This window comes from Edaphobacter sp. FHG110511_03 (genome assembly GCF_059115365.1).
On the sequence record NZ_JBZYWL010000002.1, the window covers coordinates 289,174 to 306,787 of the forward strand.

15 protein-coding genes are annotated in these 17,614 nt (G+C 57.3%); 1 reads left to right on the top strand and 14 read right to left on the bottom strand.

The annotated features are described in order from the left end of the window. Positions 1–19 precede the first annotated feature (19 nt). From AC5S26_RS10640 to AC5S26_RS10685, 10 genes are all read right to left on the bottom strand, one after another. A complete protein-coding gene (locus tag AC5S26_RS10640) occupies positions 20–937 on the bottom strand; it encodes a type I phosphomannose isomerase catalytic subunit (protein ID WP_494184870.1) in 918 nt (305 codons plus the stop codon). Next, positions 924–3,716, bottom strand: coding sequence for a beta-propeller fold lactonase family protein (locus AC5S26_RS10645; protein WP_494184871.1), 2,793 nt, complete (start codon positions 3,714–3,716; stop codon positions 924–926). The genes AC5S26_RS10640 and AC5S26_RS10645 overlap by 14 nt, the downstream gene beginning before the upstream one ends. A gap of 364 nt (positions 3,717–4,080) precedes the next feature. Further along, the gene (locus tag AC5S26_RS10650; protein ID WP_494184872.1) at positions 4,081–4,641 is read right to left on the bottom strand and encodes a DJ-1/PfpI family protein; all 561 of its coding nucleotides are present in this window, start codon (positions 4,639–4,641) and stop codon (positions 4,081–4,083) included. 160 nt (positions 4,642–4,801) lie between these two features. After that, on the bottom strand, positions 4,802–6,055 hold the full coding sequence (locus tag AC5S26_RS10655) for a hypothetical protein (RefSeq protein ID WP_494184873.1): 1,254 nt from the start codon (positions 6,053–6,055) through the stop codon (positions 4,802–4,804). Positions 6,056–6,441: 386 nt separating this feature from the next. Then, a complete protein-coding gene (locus tag AC5S26_RS10660; RefSeq protein WP_494184874.1) occupies positions 6,442–7,299 on the bottom strand; it encodes a hypothetical protein in 858 nt (285 codons plus the stop codon). Then, positions 7,253–8,179, bottom strand: coding sequence for a hypothetical protein (locus tag AC5S26_RS10665; RefSeq protein ID WP_494184875.1), 927 nt, complete (start codon positions 8,177–8,179; stop codon positions 7,253–7,255). Before AC5S26_RS10665 ends, AC5S26_RS10660 begins: the two co-directional genes overlap by 47 nt. A 684-nt stretch (positions 8,180–8,863) precedes the next feature. Continuing rightward, positions 8,864–9,898: a UDP-glucose--hexose-1-phosphate uridylyltransferase gene (locus AC5S26_RS10670; RefSeq protein WP_494184876.1), complete on the bottom strand. Its 1,035-nt coding sequence runs from the start codon at positions 9,896–9,898 to the stop codon at positions 8,864–8,866. Next, positions 9,895–11,067, bottom strand: coding sequence for a galactokinase (galK, locus tag AC5S26_RS10675; RefSeq protein WP_494184877.1), 1,173 nt, complete (start codon positions 11,065–11,067; stop codon positions 9,895–9,897). Before galK ends, AC5S26_RS10670 begins: the two co-directional genes overlap by 4 nt. Before the next feature lie 85 nt (positions 11,068–11,152). Continuing rightward, positions 11,153–13,735 carry an ABC transporter permease gene (locus AC5S26_RS10680; protein WP_494184878.1) on the bottom strand — a complete coding sequence of 861 codons (2,583 nt, stop codon included), beginning with the start codon at positions 13,733–13,735 and terminating at the stop codon, positions 11,153–11,155. Between the two features lie 2 nt (positions 13,736–13,737). Beyond that, positions 13,738–14,448, bottom strand: coding sequence for an ABC transporter ATP-binding protein (locus AC5S26_RS10685; RefSeq protein ID WP_494184879.1), 711 nt, complete (start codon positions 14,446–14,448; stop codon positions 13,738–13,740). A 66-nt stretch (positions 14,449–14,514) separates the two neighbouring features. Here AC5S26_RS10685 and AC5S26_RS10690 point away from each other — a divergent pair, with 66 nt between their 5' ends. After that, positions 14,515–15,261 (top strand): arylesterase, encoded by a 747-nt coding sequence (locus tag AC5S26_RS10690; RefSeq protein WP_494184880.1) that lies wholly within the window; start codon positions 14,515–14,517, stop codon positions 15,259–15,261. Here AC5S26_RS10690 and truB read toward each other — a convergent pair. Genes truB through AC5S26_RS10710 form a run of 4 tightly spaced genes read right to left on the bottom strand, consistent with a single transcriptional unit; the run spans position 15,242 to position 17,596 of the window. Then, the gene (gene truB, locus AC5S26_RS10695; RefSeq protein ID WP_494184881.1) at positions 15,242–16,114 is read right to left on the bottom strand and encodes a tRNA pseudouridine(55) synthase TruB; all 873 of its coding nucleotides are present in this window, start codon (positions 16,112–16,114) and stop codon (positions 15,242–15,244) included. The two genes, AC5S26_RS10690 and truB, sit on opposite strands and share 20 nt — an antisense overlap. 20 nt (positions 16,115–16,134) lie before the next feature. After that, the gene (gene folE, locus AC5S26_RS10700) at positions 16,135–16,743 is read right to left on the bottom strand and encodes a GTP cyclohydrolase I FolE (RefSeq protein ID WP_494184882.1); all 609 of its coding nucleotides are present in this window, start codon (positions 16,741–16,743) and stop codon (positions 16,135–16,137) included. Positions 16,744–16,757: 14 nt separating this feature from the next. After that, positions 16,758–17,186 (bottom strand): 6-carboxytetrahydropterin synthase, encoded by a 429-nt coding sequence (locus AC5S26_RS10705; protein ID WP_494184883.1) that lies wholly within the window; start codon positions 17,184–17,186, stop codon positions 16,758–16,760. Beyond that, positions 17,183–17,596, bottom strand: coding sequence for a 6-pyruvoyl trahydropterin synthase family protein (locus AC5S26_RS10710; protein ID WP_494184884.1), 414 nt, complete (start codon positions 17,594–17,596; stop codon positions 17,183–17,185). The genes AC5S26_RS10705 and AC5S26_RS10710 overlap by 4 nt, the downstream gene beginning before the upstream one ends. Positions 17,597–17,614 lie beyond the last annotated feature (18 nt).

Here is a 17,614-nt window from a genome sequence, read left to right on the forward strand (position 1 = left end):
GCCTTGCCGTCTCCGCAGATTAATCTGCGGAGACCGGAGCCACGCACCGCACAAACGTCGCCCCCTCTTCCGCATCCACGATCACCTCGCCGGTGCCCTGCGGAATCACAACAGCCTTACCTGGCTCCAGCTCGACCTCTTCGCCCGGCGTTATTACCCAGGCCTTCCCCTTGAGCCCCACCAGGCATCCAGCGCCGTCCAGCGTCAAGCTCCGCTCTTCCATCCTGCCCAGTTCAAACCGATCCACCACAAAGTACTTCTGTTCGATCAGCCGCGTGAACCCCGCCATCTCTTTCGGTGCAACCTTGCCAGCAGCCGTCTTCGGCTTGATCACCTTTAACCCCTGCTCCAGGTGCAGCTCTCTCGGACGCCCATAGTCGTACAGCCTGTAGGTCACATCGCTCGTCTGCTGCGTCTCCAGCAACACTACGCCGGGCTCGATTGCATGCACGGTGCCCGCATCCACGAACAACATGTCGCCCACGCTCACAGGAACCTTCTCCACCAGGGATTCCATCGTGTTGTCGGCAACCGAGGCGGCCAGCATCTCCGCATCCACGCCGGGCTTGAGTCCCAGCATGACCGAAGCGCCCGGCTCCGCCTCCAGCACATACCAGCACTCCGTCTTGCCCCGAGCCTCACCTGCAGCCTGCGCCTGCACGTCGTCGGGATGCACCTGCACCGACAGCTTCTCGTTCGGGAACAGCAGCTTCACCAGCAGAGGAAACTCTCCGCCTAACGTCTGTGAAAGCGACTCTAATGTCTTACCTTCCAGCTCACCCTCTTCCACAACGCATTGCGGTCCCGTCAGCCAGGCCTCGCCTACTAGTTCATTCGTTCCCGTCTCTTCGTACCATGGCTTCAGGCTCTTCCTTCCCCACGGCCGCTCGCTGAACCACGGCGTCAGCCGGAACGGTGCAATCCTAGTCGTCGTCATCGTCATCTTTCTTGACCTTCTTTCTCTTCTCCAGAAGCATCTGCGGCACGGGCCGGTCGCCCATGGCATCCTTCCATAGGATAACGTTTAGCTTCGCCGGATCGGCACGGTCCGCATGACTGAAGTCGAGTTTCGACGACTCCTTCGCTCCCACCGCTGTCGGCTTATTGGCCGTATAGATCATCCCGTTCTTCTCATTTTTGTAGTCGGCCGTAAAAGGAGCCTGATCCCCCGGCCCCGTAAACAACGGGCTCATCATCGAGCTGAACGCGTCGTTATTGTTCATTGGAGGCAGCCCCAGCAGCGTTTCCATCGTCCGAATTACGCTCACCGTCGAATAGAATCTGCTATCTACAAACGCTTCCCCATCCTTCACCCGTGGCGAATACTTACTGATCACCAGCGCCAGACTCCTGTGCGCGTCCACATGATCTGCGCCCGCCTGAGCATCGTCCTGCAGAATGAAGAACGCCGTATCGTCCCAGTACTTCGAGTGCGACACCCCATCCACCACCCGCCCAATCGCCAGATCGTTGTCCGAGATCGAAGCCTCAGGCGTCGGCGCCCCTGGAGTCGTACCCAGCGTATGGTCGTTCCCCATCCGCATGAGAATGAAGTTCGGCATCGTATCGTTCCCCGCCTCACGATCCTTCACCCATCCATCGAAATGCCGCAAAAACACGTTAGCCCGAAGCTGCTCCGGAACCTTCGGATTGAAGTCCGGCTGCTCCTCCGCAAAGTGCCCCACCAACTCCGGCTTAGTCGCGATATTCTTTGCCAGCAGCGGAATCGGCCACTGGTATTTGCTCGCGCCGCCGCCCCACTCCGCCGGAATCTCCTCACCCGGGTTCACGTTGTTGTGCGCGCACTTCAACCCCTCCAGCAAAGGTCCCTCCTGCGAGCTTCCACTCTTCTTCGCTCCGCAAAACGTCGAAGAGATGTACTCCCCAAAGTGGTAATACGTCTTTCCGTGCCGCGCCAGATTGCCCCACAGATACCCGCTCGAAGGCTCGTTCACATCGGGAATCTTCTGCAACAGCGGATATCCCTCCGCCACCACCCCCTCGAAGTCGTACGTCCTCTGCGATCCGCGATAGCTTTGCTCCCAGGTCTTCTCCAGATAATCGGTGCCGATCGCCGCCGTCGACCACACATGTCCGTCGCCCGAAACCTCGCCTGAGTCGTAAAAATTGTCCAGCACGCCAAACTGCAGCACCAGCGCATGCTGGTTCGGAGTGATGTCCTTGCCATACATCGTCAGGCTGGAATCGCCATTGCCCACGCGCTTCCCGTTCTGCTCCAGGTCTCCAAACACCTGGTCGTAGGTCCGGTTCTCCTTGATGATGTAGATCACATGCTTGATGCGGCTCTCCGTCCCGTCATAAAAGCGGATCTTCTCCTCTGCCGCCTTCATCCGGTTCGACTCCAGTACCTCCGAGGTCAATCGCGGCAGTTCGCTCTCTATCGTCGGCACATCCAGTGAAGCCAGCGAGCCATAGATCAGCGTCCCGATATACGTGAACGTCCGCTTCGGCCTGCCCTTCGTCTCCTCGGTCGCACGCTGAGGAAAGTTGTTCGGTCCCGTTCCCTTCCCTTTCGCTGTCGCAAGATACAGCTTGCCTTTGACTAGAGCCATCGAAACCGGCATCCACTCCGTTGGCACAAACCCTGCCGGTTCCACCATTCCCTGGCTGGCGGCCTTCTTCGTCAGCTTCGCCGTATCGATCACCGCCACCGCATCCGAGGCCGCATTGCCCACGTACAGCCGCTTTCCGTCCGGTGAAATCGCCAACGAATCCGGCTCCGCGCCAAAGTAGCTCTGACCAGGCAACCGCGTGTCGAAATATCCCTTCACCGCGAATTGCTCCTTGTCGAGCTCTACGGCTGCCACCGCGTCCCGGTTCGCCAGCGCTACATACAACGTGCGGCCATCCGGAGCAATCTCCAGCGCGCAGGGATGGGTTCCCGCGGCAATCGGCGACTTCGGCTTCAACAGATCCAGGCGCCGCCCCACCTTTCCCGTCTTCAGGTCCAGCTCCGCGATATCCGATCCATTCCACAACGCGACAAAAGCCCTGCTCTCATCGTTGGTCACCGCCAATGCCACCGGGTAGACCGAAGGCACCGCATTCGTCTCCGCCAGATCAAATCGCTTCTCGATCGCGCCCGTCTTCGCGTCCATCAGCCACACATCGTCGGAGAGATTTCCCGCCACCAGCAGCTTCTCCGTCCCACTCTTCCCCAACACCGCAATCGCCGCCGGAAACGGAACCCCCTGATCGCCCTCCTTGCCATCCACCAGCATCGTCTTCTTGCCTGGGGCAAGCTGTTGCATCGGAATCTTCAGCAATCTGTCGCGAACGACCTTCCCCTCATGGAAGTCGTAAACGATAACTCCGCTGCCCATCTCCTTTTTGCCATCGCCCAAGGGGTCCGTCTCCGACCCAAGACTCGCGTATACATGGCTTCCATCTCCACTAAACGCCAGCCCCGAGTACAGCGTCTGCTTCGCCCCCACCAGGGTCCAGTCGTCCGGAAAGTCCTCGACCTTACCGGTCTTCGTATCCAGAACCGAAAGCGACTGCATGTATCGCGACTCGTAGGTCCCATACCCGGCATTCACCGTCACCACGTAACGCTTATCCGGCGAGACCGCCATAGAGATGGGGAGACTGTTGACCCTCTGCGGTCCGCCTGGAACCGGCGGCAGAATCTGCTTGCTGGTGGGCAGATCAATCGGCTTCTGCGGCCCCTTCTGCGCCCAGGCCATCCCAGCCATGCCCAACCCCACAATCGTCCAACCCGCAAACCTACACTTCGCCACTCCTCGAATCACTCGCCCCCCCAAAAAACCCAGCCCTGCCCAAACCGGGCAACGTTGGCAAAATCTATCTTCTTCACGACATTTCAACCCAGAAGGATTAACTAAGGATAACCGCCGAAAGCATGGGAGTTGGGAGTGCGGGAATCTAAAAAGCGCTTTCAAAGAGGAGTGGAAAGAGTCGATAGCTGGCAGGCTTCATTCCTCGTCATCTCCAACGAGACTGCCATAACCAAAATCTGCCACAGCGCGCTACTGAAAAGAACGGCGCTTCTCGAGATTTTACGCTCGATAGGATCTGCGATTCAGTGAACGCCTGGCTTCAGGACCTACGTTCGGACGCCAGGCAGGCAAAGACCTCCCGATAGAACTCGGGGTGCGATTGCCAGGTCTGTCCAGTGACCATTCGGCCATCACGAACGGCTTGTTGGTCCACAAATGTAGCTCCAGCTTGCTCCGCTTCGAAGCGAACGTGTTCATAGCATGTAATACGTTTGCCTTTCGTAAGGCCTGAGGCGGCGAGTATCTGGATGCCATGGCAGATGGCAAAGATCCATTTCTGCTTCGCATCGAACTCGCGGACAACTTCGAGCAACCGCCGGTCATTGCGGAGGTATTCAGGAGCGCGACCTCCCAGAATGAGGATGGCGTCGTAGTCCTCCACATTGATCTGGTCGAACGAGATGTCGGACTCTAAGCCGTAACCCGGGCGCTCGACGTATGTATCCCACCCCGGCTCGAAGTCGTGCATTACGAGATGGAGGCGACGAGTCGAAGGAGCGGCAACGGTGGTGTGCCAGTATTCCTCTCGAAACCGATGGACAGCGTAAAGCGCTTCGTAAGATTCGCCGGCATCGCCGGTAACAATCAATATCTGTGGCATTTTGGGGCCCAGTTTATCACCTCAGGCAAACTTGAGCCCCGGCTAGAAGAGAGAATTCAAAATGTCTTTCGCGTCCGCAGAGCCACTAGCCCCAATAAGATTTTCCTTGCCGGTTCCGGAGGAGCCTTGGATGCGGACGCGTCGACAGTGTCAATCGGGATTATTGCTGCGTGAGTAAGCCCCAGTTGAATGCGAAGGTTTTCGAGCCATTCAACACGGCGGGAATTGGATTGCCTGTGGGGTTGAACGGCAGAATGTTTGTCGCGGTTGCCGTAGGCATGCCATTCTGCCCATAGGACGCATACTTGTGACACGAGATGCAGGAGGATGCAGCGACTGTGCCGTTCCCAACGATGCCTTCGATGACCGAGTTTCCGAGCGTGTATGGCGTGCCATCCGGCGCGGTGAAGTCGACCTCGGTTGATTTCAGGCAGTAGTTTTGCCACACCGAAGAGAGATTCGCTTTTTGCATCAGCGCTTTCAACGCAGGCGTTTTTTCGCATGCTCCGTAACCCTTGTTGAATTCCTTGCGATTTGGCAGCACCACGGCGTTTTTTGCTCCATACGTGTCAAAGCAACCCATATAGTCGCATCGGCCTGGATTCCTCTGATGTTCAAAGGTTCCCCATACCCAATTAGGATTCTGCCTGCTCGCCACATGGATGCCGACCAGCGCGTATACCGTCCCGTTTGACTCCGCAGTGTAGTACTCGTTATGAACGTCGTCCGGACGAAGCCCTGGAATCCACTGCTGCAGGGTAGGCACTGGAACCCAGTCACCTTTGATCGCAACAGAATCTGGATCCATCTCAAACTGCATGCCTAACTTGTATGCAGCCGCCCGTCCCGCCTGAGTGTTCATATTCCTATTTACGATGTTGTTGTAGTTGGTGCGATTGCGGAAGACCTGTTCTGCAATGCATGGGACCGGGTTGCCAGTGGTTGGGAAATCGCCTGAGGCTGCGCCCTGAGGAGGCTTGGGGGGGTCTCCACCACACGGCACGTCAAGCAAAGCCTTTGCGTTGCTCAAAGTAGCCGCCAGCGGGCGCGTCCCATCTGCCTTCTTCATAAGCTCCAGGACACTTGTATGAAGTTTGAGAGGCTCTACCCCGGATGGCCAATGCGGCTTCGACGTGAATGTGTCCGCATCCGTCGCCCAGGTCTCGAACACCACGTGTGACGGAGCCGTGGGGGCCGGCGCAGCGAATTGTGTGAACACGTCCCATAGGAAGGCATCCGAATTCTCAGTCTTGCCTTCGACAGTTCCAGCCTGTGCTGGAACTGCGACCGACGGTAACGCAGTCGCAGCCGTAGCAACGCTTGCAGGCGCAGCTTTGGGTGCTTCGTTATTGCAGCTTGTAAGGACTAAGGAGGCGCACGAGACCACACCCACCAGGAAACTTCGTATAAGCATTGACATATTCAGCTCCGCGAGTCATGTAGCTTACGAACGAATCGTTGTATGGAAAAACTGCAACAGTATTGCTTCATCATTGTGAACAAGCAAGAACTTTCTTTGACAACGTGCCACAGCACTCTTGCACCTGAGCTGCTCTTCGAGGCGCTGCGCTTGCTAGTGGCCGACGTTTCGCCACCTTATGCAGATCGTCCGTCTGCCAGTTGGCGTTTGGTACGAATGCAAACGGCTTCTTCCCTTCCATGGTCACGCGATTCTTTCAGACGCGAGCTACAGAGGTACTGAGAAATCGGCTTGTAGGAACTGACCGGCTAGCCCCAACACTTCCGCTATCGGCGTTTATCGGGAGTGATCCTGACAATCCAAACTCCGTCAAGAATCGTTTAGAGCTTGTGCCGATTCATATACTCCGGTATCACTTTGTGCTCCCAGTCGTCATAGTCGCGCTTATCAATGCTTTGGGGATCGGCGCCCTCCTTCATGAGCCGTACTCGTAGTATTCCCAGCGTTCCAGCGCCGTAGCGAGTCCACAAAACGAGAACTGCAGTAATGGGTCCTCTGTCGAACTCTCGCTTGAGCGTGGTTTGCGCACGCTGATCGAAGCCGCTCAACCCGATGTGTAGAATCTCCGCCAGCCACATGCCGTCTTCAACGATTCTGCCACCGGTGTGATCCAATTTGATGCGTTGAAGGAATAGTTCGACATGACTGTTCTTCGGTTCGCCCACTATCTCGGCGAGTCGGTTCGAGAGAGAAGCGAAGGCTGTATCTGCGGAATACACCTGAACGCGCTCACGCTCTTTGTCTTCGGCTTTGCGTCGCTCCTCTTCGTTGATCTTGAGGATCGTGTCCTTCGCAAATCTCAGGTAGGAACCTTTCTTGGGCGACACCTTCTTCGTAATGGTCATGAAATCCAACTCGCCACTGTTTTTCGCATCGTGCTCGTCAGACGGGGAAGCAGCAGAGACCTTCTTTGCCATCTGATCGATGGCCTCAAGCACTTCTTTGGGAAAGTCTCCCATCGGCGTCCGCGGTTCGCGCCACTTCGGTAAATACTTGTCCCACAGCCTCGTGGTCAGGAACGAAGTGTCTTCCGGAGGATGCGCGGCAAAGCCAATCAAACCCTTATTCAGCTCATGCTCCGGCAGATGTTTGTAGCGCTCATCGAGACGCTTGAGATCCGTCCTCAAATCGTCACCGTGAACGAATGTCTGGAACGGGTCCATAAATAGGGGGGCCATCTGGACATGAAATTTGTCGCGGGGACGTGAACACGGTGCAGAAAGGAAGGTAGTAGAGGTAAGCCAGGTCTATCGCGTGGCTCTGCTTTACTTTCTTCAGTAACTTCGCCGAAAGTGCCAGTGCAAAGAAGATGTTGATCGAAAGCATGTGAATGAAATACGGCAGATATGAGCGGAGAGTGGGACGGGCATCTTTCTTCCAACGAGACACGGCCCATTCCGTCGCTTCGGGAACATCGAGAATGTGAAGGCCGAACTTTAATAGCCATTCCTGATCGACTGAATCGATGATGCTATCAGTGACCGATTTGGCTTCTTTCAACGAAGTCGGCTTTCTCCGAATACCAGTTGCATTCAAGATGTTGGCATAACCCGCATTCAGTTTGATTCGTTCAATCGCCTGACGCCACTGTTTCGCGACGTCGTGTTCCAACTCCCAGAACTCGCGTCTTGACCAGCGATGGATAGCTTCTTCTTCCTCGCTCTCCCGGAACATGACCCCCTTGGAGTTTCCAGTCGCCACAGGCTCACCTCTCCCCCTCAGTGGGCGGAAATGAACCGTAGTCAGGTCGAACTTACCTGCGAGTTCGCCCTTCAGAATTTGCATGTGAAAGACGTTCCCGCATGCCTGTGAATCCGGTGTCTTTCTGGCCACCGAACCGACCATGCTCTCGGGCGACCCCTTAGACTTCGCACCCTTCATATCGCGGTCAAGATCGGCGAGACATTCGGCGATGAAAACTGGCGTGATATTCGACATATAGAAGTTGTCGAGGAGGACTGCCTCGTCGTCGGTGAGGCATTGAAGCGTCGATTTGTCGAAGATGATTATCGGGCCTTGCGCCATAGAGGAATAATATTCGTGACGAAAGCGGAACATCCCGCATTCCCTGATCGTGTGAGCGCAATTAGCAGCTCCTGGCGGAGGGAACGGCAACGCCCAAGGCCATGAGTTCGAAATAGCTCCACAAGGCCGAATCGCCGAGGCACTCAGCAAAGCCGGATTGGGAACGATAAGTCGGTTTCTCGGTAGCGATGGGCTTGAGTCAACAGAAGGGCGTTTATAAGAGCGGCGCCTCATTCACCGCGCAGTCTCACGAGACATGGGTGGCAATTCGTGCAAGGCGCGAACCGCTTCTAAGTACGCTTGGCTTGGTAGCCCGGCGCTTCAGCATTGGGTTTGTTGGTCCTCTAAAACCCGAGGCTGAAAGCGCAGATCACACAGCCGTAAGCCGGCGCGAAGCCCAAAGACCCGAGTTCCCAACAAGCTCGCTCCTTGGGTGGAAAGGCGAAGCGACCGCCGCCCGGCGCAGCCATGAAAGTCTGTCAAGCCCCAAACCAACCTAACTCAAACAAACGAAACACACATCCGCCTGCCGATCAGTTCCATCCATCCTGCTAAAGTTAAACAAGAAGAAAGAAAAGCCCGGAGTTCTATCTCCGAGCTAAATTACTTGTATTCAATACTTTACAGACAATATCTTTGTTTTGAATACTTTGCAGGTTTAGTCCAAAGCTAAACCAAATAAAATCAAGACTTTGAGCAAAAAACAGGCAGTGGGCCTTACCGTTCCGCGGCCTTCCTGAGCGTCTCGGCTGCAGACTCTGGCGTGATGTCCCTCTGCGGTGAACCCAGCAGCTCAAAACCGACCATGAACTTCCGCACCGTCGCTGACCGCAAAAGCGGCGGATAGAAGTGCAGGTGAAAGTGCCACTCCGGATACTCCTTGCCATCGAACGGCTGCGGATGGAGTCCCATCGAATAAGGAAACGGAGTATCGAAGACCTTATCGTAGGTCGAAGTCACCGACTTCAGCATCGCAGCCAGATCGTCGCGCTCCGCATCCGTCATCGCCGCAAGATCCGCAACATGACGCAACGGCAGAATCATCACCTCGAAAGGCCACACCGCCCAGAAAGGAACCACGGCAACAAAGCTCGCATTCGAAGCCACCACACGCTCGCCGCGCGCGACCTCCATCTCGCGGTACGCGCACAACAGGCAGCAGCCGTGCTCCTGGAGATAAGCCACCTGTGCCGCCTGCTCAACAACAGCCTCATTCGGAACCGACCGGCTCGCCCAGATCTGGCCATGCGGATGAGGATTACTCGCTCCCATCATCGCGCCGCGGTTCTCGAAGACCTGCACGTACGCAATATCGTCACGCGCGCCAAGCTCCTGCGTCTGCGAATCCCAAAGGTCTACGACCTTGCGGATGTCCGCGACCTCCATCTTCGCCAGCGTCAGGTCGTGGCGCGGCGAAAAGCACAGCACGCGGCAGACGCCGCTCTCGCCCTCGGCGATCAGCAGCCCCCGGCCCTCCTCATCGTCGAGAAAGCGAGGAGCATCCGGCTTCAGCGCCGCAAAGTCGTTCTCGAAGACGTAAGTGCTGGCGTAGTTGTCCGTGCGTAGCCCGCCGGCGCGCATGTTGCCGGGGCAGAGGTAGCATTCGGGATCGTACTTCAACGCGGCGGGCTGAACCGGCTTCTCCACCTGTCCCTGCCACGGACGCTGCGTGCGATGCGGAGAGACCAGGACCCACTCCCGCTTCAGCGGATTGAACCTGCGATGCGGATTCTGCTGTGCCAGTGGATTCAAGCGACACCGCCCTTCGAAGCCAACGCCAGGGCTCCGTCGGTCGGCTCGCAGATGAAGCAATCCGCGTCAATTGCAGTGGCCTGGGCATACTCGCGCCGCACCGCTGCAACGAACTCTTCTGCTCTGGATTCGCTCACGACATTCACGGTGCAGCCACCGAAGCCGCCGCCTGTAATCCTCGCGCCGACGCAACCCGGCTGACGCAATGCGATCTCGACCAGCGTATCAACCTCGGTGCAGCTCGCCGCAAAATCATCGCGGAAACTCGCATGAGCCTTCACCATCAGCTCACCGAACCGCTTCATGTCTCCTGCCAGCAAAGCTTCGCGAGCCTCGAGCACGCGTGCGTTCTCAGTGATGATGTGCTTGCACCGCGCAAAGCTTTCGGGAGACATCTTCTCCCTGCACGATTCCAGGTCTGCCACCGAAGCATCGCGCAGAAGTTCGCGACCCAACTCGCTTCGCAATACCGCCTGGCCTGCCTCTACTTCATCGCGGCGGCTTCCATACTCGCCCGTAGCGACTGCATGCTTCACCATCGAGTTGGCGATCACAACCAGCATATCGTCAGGAAGCGGCAGCAGGTCAAACTCCAGCGAGCGACAGTCCAGCATGATCGCTCGATGGGCCACCGCGCCCGCCACGACGAACTGGTCCATGATTCCGCTCTTCGCGCCGACAAACTCGTTCTCTGCACGGCGACACAGCGTAGCAACCGTCTTGAGCGGGAGCGAGACGCCAGCGAGCGCCTGAATCGCCATCGCTGCCGCGACTTCGACCGAGGCGGAAGAGCTGAGCCCTGCACCAAGCGGAACATCGCCAACGAGGGTCATATTGAAGCCGCCAAACTTCACGCCCTCTTTCCGGAGGCTCCAGGCGACGCCTGCAGGGTAATCGCTCCAGTGCCCACGCCGACCGCGCTCCAGGTCTTCCTTTTCAAAGACGCTTTCGGCCTCGTAGTTTTCGGAGTAGAAAAGCATGCGATCGTCCTCACGGGGACTGATGACCGCCGCGGTATGGAAACCAATCGCCATCGGCATCACAAAACCGCCGGTGTAATCGGTATGTTCCCCGATAAGATTCACTCGCGCCGGGGCTTGAAACAGCCTTCCCTGCTGTCCAAACCGATTCTGATGCGCAAGCAGGACCGCTTCGTTCTTAACCTTCATTCACAGCACCGCAAAGATTTCAGAGATTGCAAACCTCCTCCATCCTACAGGCTGTCTACATCCAAGCTCTACAGCGTTCAGGCGGTTACTCCTCCCGAAGCACCTCGAGCGGCTTTTGTCCGAGAACGCGAAAGCTCGCGGCCCAGCCGGTTGCAACCGTGGCTGCGGCAGTGGCCAGCAGGGCGATCGCTGCCCAGCTCCAGTGGAAGTGAAACGGAACCGACATTCTTCCGAGCAGAACGCGCGCGATCAGATTGGCAAAGGCGATCCCGACCAGGCCTGCAACCAGCCCGAGGACAGCAAATTCGATCGAGAAGACGGCGGCGATGCGCGACCTGGTGGCTCCCAGCGTCTTCAGCACGACAACCTCGCGAACCCTGCGATAGCGTGTTCCAGCAATGGCACTCGCCAGAATGACGATTCCCGCGAAGACGCTGAACGCCGCGAGAAACTGAATCACATAGGTGATCTGGATGACCACGGAGCGAACAGTCTCCAGCGCCTGGGCGACGTTGATCACCGTGACCGTGGGATAGGCCTGGTACAGGGCTCGCTGCAACTCGCCCACTCGGTTCGGATTGGCGTGGATCCCGCCATACCAGACGACGGGAAGCCCTTTCAGAACCGCGGAAGGCATCACGAATTCGGCGCGCGAGTATGTATGCTGTCCGTCGGCCTTCGTCAACGCGACCACAGTGGCGACGATCTCCTCGTCCTGCGCGGCAAAGGTCACCTTCGATCCTGGATGGACGTTGAGCCGCTCAGCCTGATGCTGGCCAATCGCAACCACCGGCCTCGTCTCACCGGCTGCCCACCACTTTCCCTCGACAACAGTCGTGCCCGGAGGCGCGCTGGAAAATGAGGTTAGTGAGATCGACCGCAGCATCCTTCGTGGAAAGTTCTTGAGCGCCGCCTTGCCGGCGTCGACTCCGTCGATCGCAACGATTCGCGAGGAGACAACCGGGAGAAGCTCCGGCTCTGCAGTCACGCTGGACTGCGATTTGAGCAGACGCTGAACGCCATCGACCTCCTTGGCAGTGATGTCGACCAGAAAGACGTTCGGCAGGTTCGGGGCGCTCGACAGATGAAGCTCTTTCACAACCGCCTGTTGAACGAGAAACACCGACATGATCTGCATGACCCCCAGTCCAACCGCTGCCAGCAAGGCTGCAGACGGATTGCCGGGACGGTAAAGATTGGCCAGTCCGTGACGAACCGCCGAGGGCAGTTGCAGTCGCGTCCTGCCGAGAAATGCGCGCAACAGTGCAAGAAGGGCGGCACAGGCAGCGAGCAGAACAACTAAAACCGCGACGAGGCCAAGAGAAAATACACGCCCCACCGTTGCGGAATCGGACAACGTGGTGGCGATCGCCGCAAGGCCGGTCAGGATCAGCACTACCGCAGCAATCTGCGAAAGGTTTTGTGTCAGCCTCTTGCGCAGCGCAGTGAGAAACGGGTCAGAGCTTTCTTCGACGGCACGACGAAGGATGAGGATCGGCCGCACCGAACGAATGTCCAGCAATGGCGGCAGGGTAAACAGAAGCGTGGTCAGAATCCCCACACCAAGCCCGGTCAGGACGGTTCTCATCTGCAGATGCACCGTGGTCGGCACGCCGAGCAGCTTACCCAGAAAATAGGGAAAGGCCATCTGCACCGCTCCCCCCAGAGCAACTCCCAACAAACCGCCCAACAAACCAAGCAGGAGCGTCTGGATTAGGTAGATGCGAATAATCTCAACAGATCCGGCACCGAGCGACTTCATGATCGCAATCGTGTCGAGACGCTGCTCCAAATGGGCGCGCATTGCCATCGCAACACCCACGGCGCCAAGGACCAGAGCCACCAGGCTCATCAGCGAAAGCAGGCTGGTCGCGCGGTCGAGTCCCTGGGTCAAAGCAGGATTGGTCTCGCGATAGTCGATCACCTGGGATTCAGGCAGAAGCTTCTCAAGCCGTTCCTTCAGGTTAGCGACCGCCTTCTCGGAGATTGGCGTACCGTCGGCCGGCTTGGGCACTTTGAAGAGATATCGCTGCCCTGCATGACTGCCAGGAGCGAGCAGACCGCTGGCATCCAGCCCATCACGCGAGATAAAGACACGCGGCCCGGCGGCGAAGTTGCCTGAAAGGCGATCCGGCTCATTCACCACAACCGCCGCGATACGAAAGATTCGGCTGCCAATCTTTAGGGAATCGCCCGTGTTCAGATGCAACCTGACAAGCAGGTCATCGGCGACCACGACCGTATCCTTGTTCAGAACATCTTTCAGTTTGCCCGCTGGAGCCAGCTCTACGTCACCATAGAACGGATAACGTGAGGGATCGACCGCCTTGAGCGAGACAAGAAGAGGATCCAGGGTTTTGGCAGAGCTTGCCATCGAAAGCATCTCCGTCACAGGCGTGATCTGGACAGACTCAGCGGCGATGACATCCAACCCCTTCTGCTCTTCAGGAGTGGGCTGCTGAAACATGCGCGCGGAGAGATCCGCCGCCATGATGGACCGGGCACGATCGAGCAACGCGGCCCGAAACGACGAGGAGAAACCGCGAACACCGGTCAGCGCGGCAACCCCTATCGCGACCGAGAGCACGACGAAGAAGAACTTTCCACGAGAGAAACGCAGCTCGCGGCTGGCGATTTTGATGGCGGAACGATAAGACAGTGCGGCCATGGCTATCGAACCATAACCGGATCAGCCGGCTGTTGCAGCTCGTCGGTGGTGACGATTCCGTCGCGAAGCACGATGCGCCTGTCGGCATAGCCTGCCAGCATTGGATCGTGCGTTACCAGAACCAGCGTGGTTCCTAATGTGCGATTGAGATGCAGCAGTAACTCGAGCACATGAGCGCCGTTTGTCGTATCAAGATTTCCTGTCGGCTCGTCCGCCAGAACAATGGGCGGACTAAGGATGAAGGCGCGGGCCAGAGCGACTCTCTGCTGTTCACCTCCGGAGAGCTGCACCGGATAGTGATCCAGACGGTCGCTCAAGCCAACGCTTGCCAACAGTTCGCGGGCTCGCTGTAGTCCGTTGTTGCCGTTCGAATCGTCGGCGTTAAGTTCGTACGGAAGAAGAACGTTCTCGAGCGCGGTGAGCGTGGGAACAAGCTGGTACGACTGAAAGACGAATCCCACGGTTTTGCCGCGAACCTTGGCAAGCTTGTCTTCGGGCAGGTAGGAGATCGCGGTTCCGTTCAGGCGAACCTCTCCGTCGCTGGGAGTATCGAGACCAGCCAGCAGGCCAAGCAGGGTTGATTTACCGCTGCCGGACGAGCCCATGATCGCCACAAACTGTCCGCCCGGAACCGTAAAGCTGATGCCTTTGAGGATATCGACCGTGCGAGCTCCGTTTCGGATCGACTTGCGTAAACCTTCGACCACAATCATTGTGGATCCTTCCGTCACACTCTGCCCCCTCGGCTCAGCTTCAACTTCTTTGATAGATTCGTAGCAATGCGGCGCGTCGCAATTGTTCCTATACTAGCGGTAATTTTGCTCTCTCTTTCCGGCTGCCGATCCAGCCAGGCGCCATCTGTCTCTCCGGCGGAGGAATCGCGGAAGGCCGATTCGCCATCCCCCACAGCTGTTGGAGACGCAGCGCCAGAGCCTTTGCCTGAAAGCGATACACGCCCTCGTATCGTATGTTTCGGCGACAGCTTGACGGCGGGCTATGGAACCGAGCCGGGACAGGCTTACCCGGACTTCCTGCAGACCGAGCTGGATCAGAAGGGCTATAACTATCGAGTCGTGAACGCAGGCGTCAGCGGCAATACGACCAAAGATGGCGTTGAACGAGTCGACAGGGTGATCGCGATGAAACCGGCACTTGTCGTCGTCGAATTTGGCGGCAACGACGGCCTGCGCGGGCTACGGATCGCCGATACCCGGGCCAATCTCGATAAGATCCTCTCCACGCTGGTGGCCAGCGGAACCCGGGTTGTGCTGGCGGGGATTACCCTTCCACCGGACTACGGCCCGGATTACATTCGCCAGTTCGACCAGACGTACGACCTGCTGGCGAAGAAGTATCACGTTCCGATGCTTCCCTTTCTACTCAAAGGAGTTTTTGGTGTAGATGGGATGATGCAGCCGGACCGAACCCACGCGACCGGCGCTGGAAACAAGATTGTCGCGGGCAACGTCTTTGGGCTGATTCAGCCAATGCTCAAGAAGCAGCCGATTAGCCCATCACAACAATAGGCTGTATCAGCGTGCCTGCAATACGCCGTCCAATAGCAAGCAGATCCGTCGGGCTGGTGAAGACTTTGACGTGCATCGCCTGCGAAAAATCGGGAACGTTGACCTGCAGCCCGTTTCGCAGCTTTCCTGCGGTCTGCTCGTCAACCGTGACGCTTGTCATCTCAGGCAGCAAAGTGCGCGGATGCGGAAGACGAGATTCGATTCCGGTCACATCCAACGACTTCAATTCGTCTATTCCGAGTGCCTGGTCCAGAGTAAAGATTCCTGCGCGAATGCGTCGAAGCGATGAGAGATGGGCTCCGCAACCGGCAAGTTGTCCGAGCTCATGCGCTACAGAACGAACGTAACCTCCTGCGGAGACATGCATCGAAAAGGCGACCTCGTCAGCTTCCAGAGAGAGAAGCTGAAAGTCGTGTATGGTGATGCGCGCCGGTTTTACCGGAACCTCCGCGCCGGCGCGAGCCAGCTTATGAGCAGGGACACCCTGAATCTTCTTGGCGGAATAGACAGGGGGAACCTGATCCATCTCACCGCGAAAGGCTTCCGCCAATTTGCGCAGCTGGTCGAGCGAAAGGCTCAGAGATTCGGGAGTCGAAGTCGCCGCGCCTTCGGCGTCAAAGGTATCCGTAGCAAAGCCGAAACGGATTCTGCCGTCATACCATTTCTCCGATTGACCGAAGAACTGCGCCAGACGCGTAAATTTCCCTAACAAAAGAGGCAGAACGCCGGTTGCCATGGGGTCCAGGGTTCCAAGATGGCCGATCGATCGCTCACCAGATGCCCGCCGGACAATCGCGACCACATCGTGCGATGTCATGCCTGCAGGCTTGTCGATAACTAGAAGTCCATTCATTCCATCGTCTAGTTTACCGTCTAAAAGCTGCCGCCGTTGCGCCGAACTAGGGAAAGGAATTCATTTCGAGTCTGCAGCTGCGTTTTGAAGACGCCGAGCATCGCAGAAGTGACGGTAAGCGAGTGTTGCTTCTCCACGCCGCGCATCATCATGCAAAGATGCTGCGCCTCGAGGATTACTGCGACCCCCTGGGGATGGATCGCTTCGGTGATGGCCTCGCCGATCTGGCGCGTCAGCCGCTCCTGCACCTGCAGGCGCCGGGCAAACACATCCACCAGCCTAGGGATCTTGCTTAAACCGATGACTTTGCCATCCGGGACATAGGCGACGTGCGCCTTGCCGAAGAACGGGAGCAGATGATGCTCGCACATTGAGAAGAACTCGACGTCCTTCACGATGACCATCTCGTCGTAATCCACGTCGAACAGCGCTTCGTGAAGCACCGCGGTTACATCCATCTTGTAGCCGCGAGTGAGGAAGGCCATCGCCTTTTCCATTCGTTCCGGCGTACGAATGAGGCCGTCGCGACTTGGATCCTCGCCGATGCGGGTGAGTATCTCGCGATAGAGATCCTGGGTAGAAAAATCGGAGAGTGTTGCAGCTTCAAGCGCGATGTCTGTGCGGGCCATAAGTAGGGCCTTTCTTAATGAGTTCCTTCTGCGGGCAAGGCATCGCCGACATAGTCGAAGGAGTTGTTGCTCGTCTCCTCGATATGAACGCGCTCAAGATGAGCAGCCGAGAAGTTCGAAAAGATGCTATGAATCTCTATGGATAGATTCTCCGTCGTGGAGACACGATTCCGAAAACAATCAAGCGTATTCAGATTCGTCTGATCGAAACGATCGATCAGGTTCGTTTGTGCAAACGCATCCAGGTCTCCAAGATTACAGACCATTCCGGTGACGGGGTCAACCTTGCCGCTGAAGGTAACCTCGACCGTGTAGTTATGGCCATGTCCGTGCGGATTGTTGCATTTGCCGAAGATCTCGCGATTTTGCGCGTCGCCATACGCCTCGCTGTGCAAACGATGCGAGGCGCTGAAGTGATAACGCCGGGAGAGATAGGCCTTCATGCCTGCTCACCATAAAAGTCCGCGAAGAGGTCTGGCATCTCGTAGACACGCACCCGGTGCAGCCGAGCATTGGGAATCTTGTCTGCAAGCCGCTTCCAGATCGCGATGGCGATGTTTTCCGTCGTCGGTACGCTCGTCCGGAACTCGGGGACCTCAAGGTTCAGGTGACGATGGTCGTATACGCTGATAACCTCGCGCTCGAGGATGTCCTTCAACTGCTTGAGATCGACAACGAAGCCGGAGACTGGATCCACCTCACCGGCAACCGTCACCTCCACCGTGTAGTTATGGCCGTGCCCGTTGCGATTGGCGCACTTGCCGAAGACTTTGTAGTTCTCTTCCTCGGACCAGGCTTCGATCCAGTAAAAGTGCGCGGAAGAGAACTCAGCTTTGCGTGTAAGAAAGATCATCGTGCCTCTTCTTTAGTT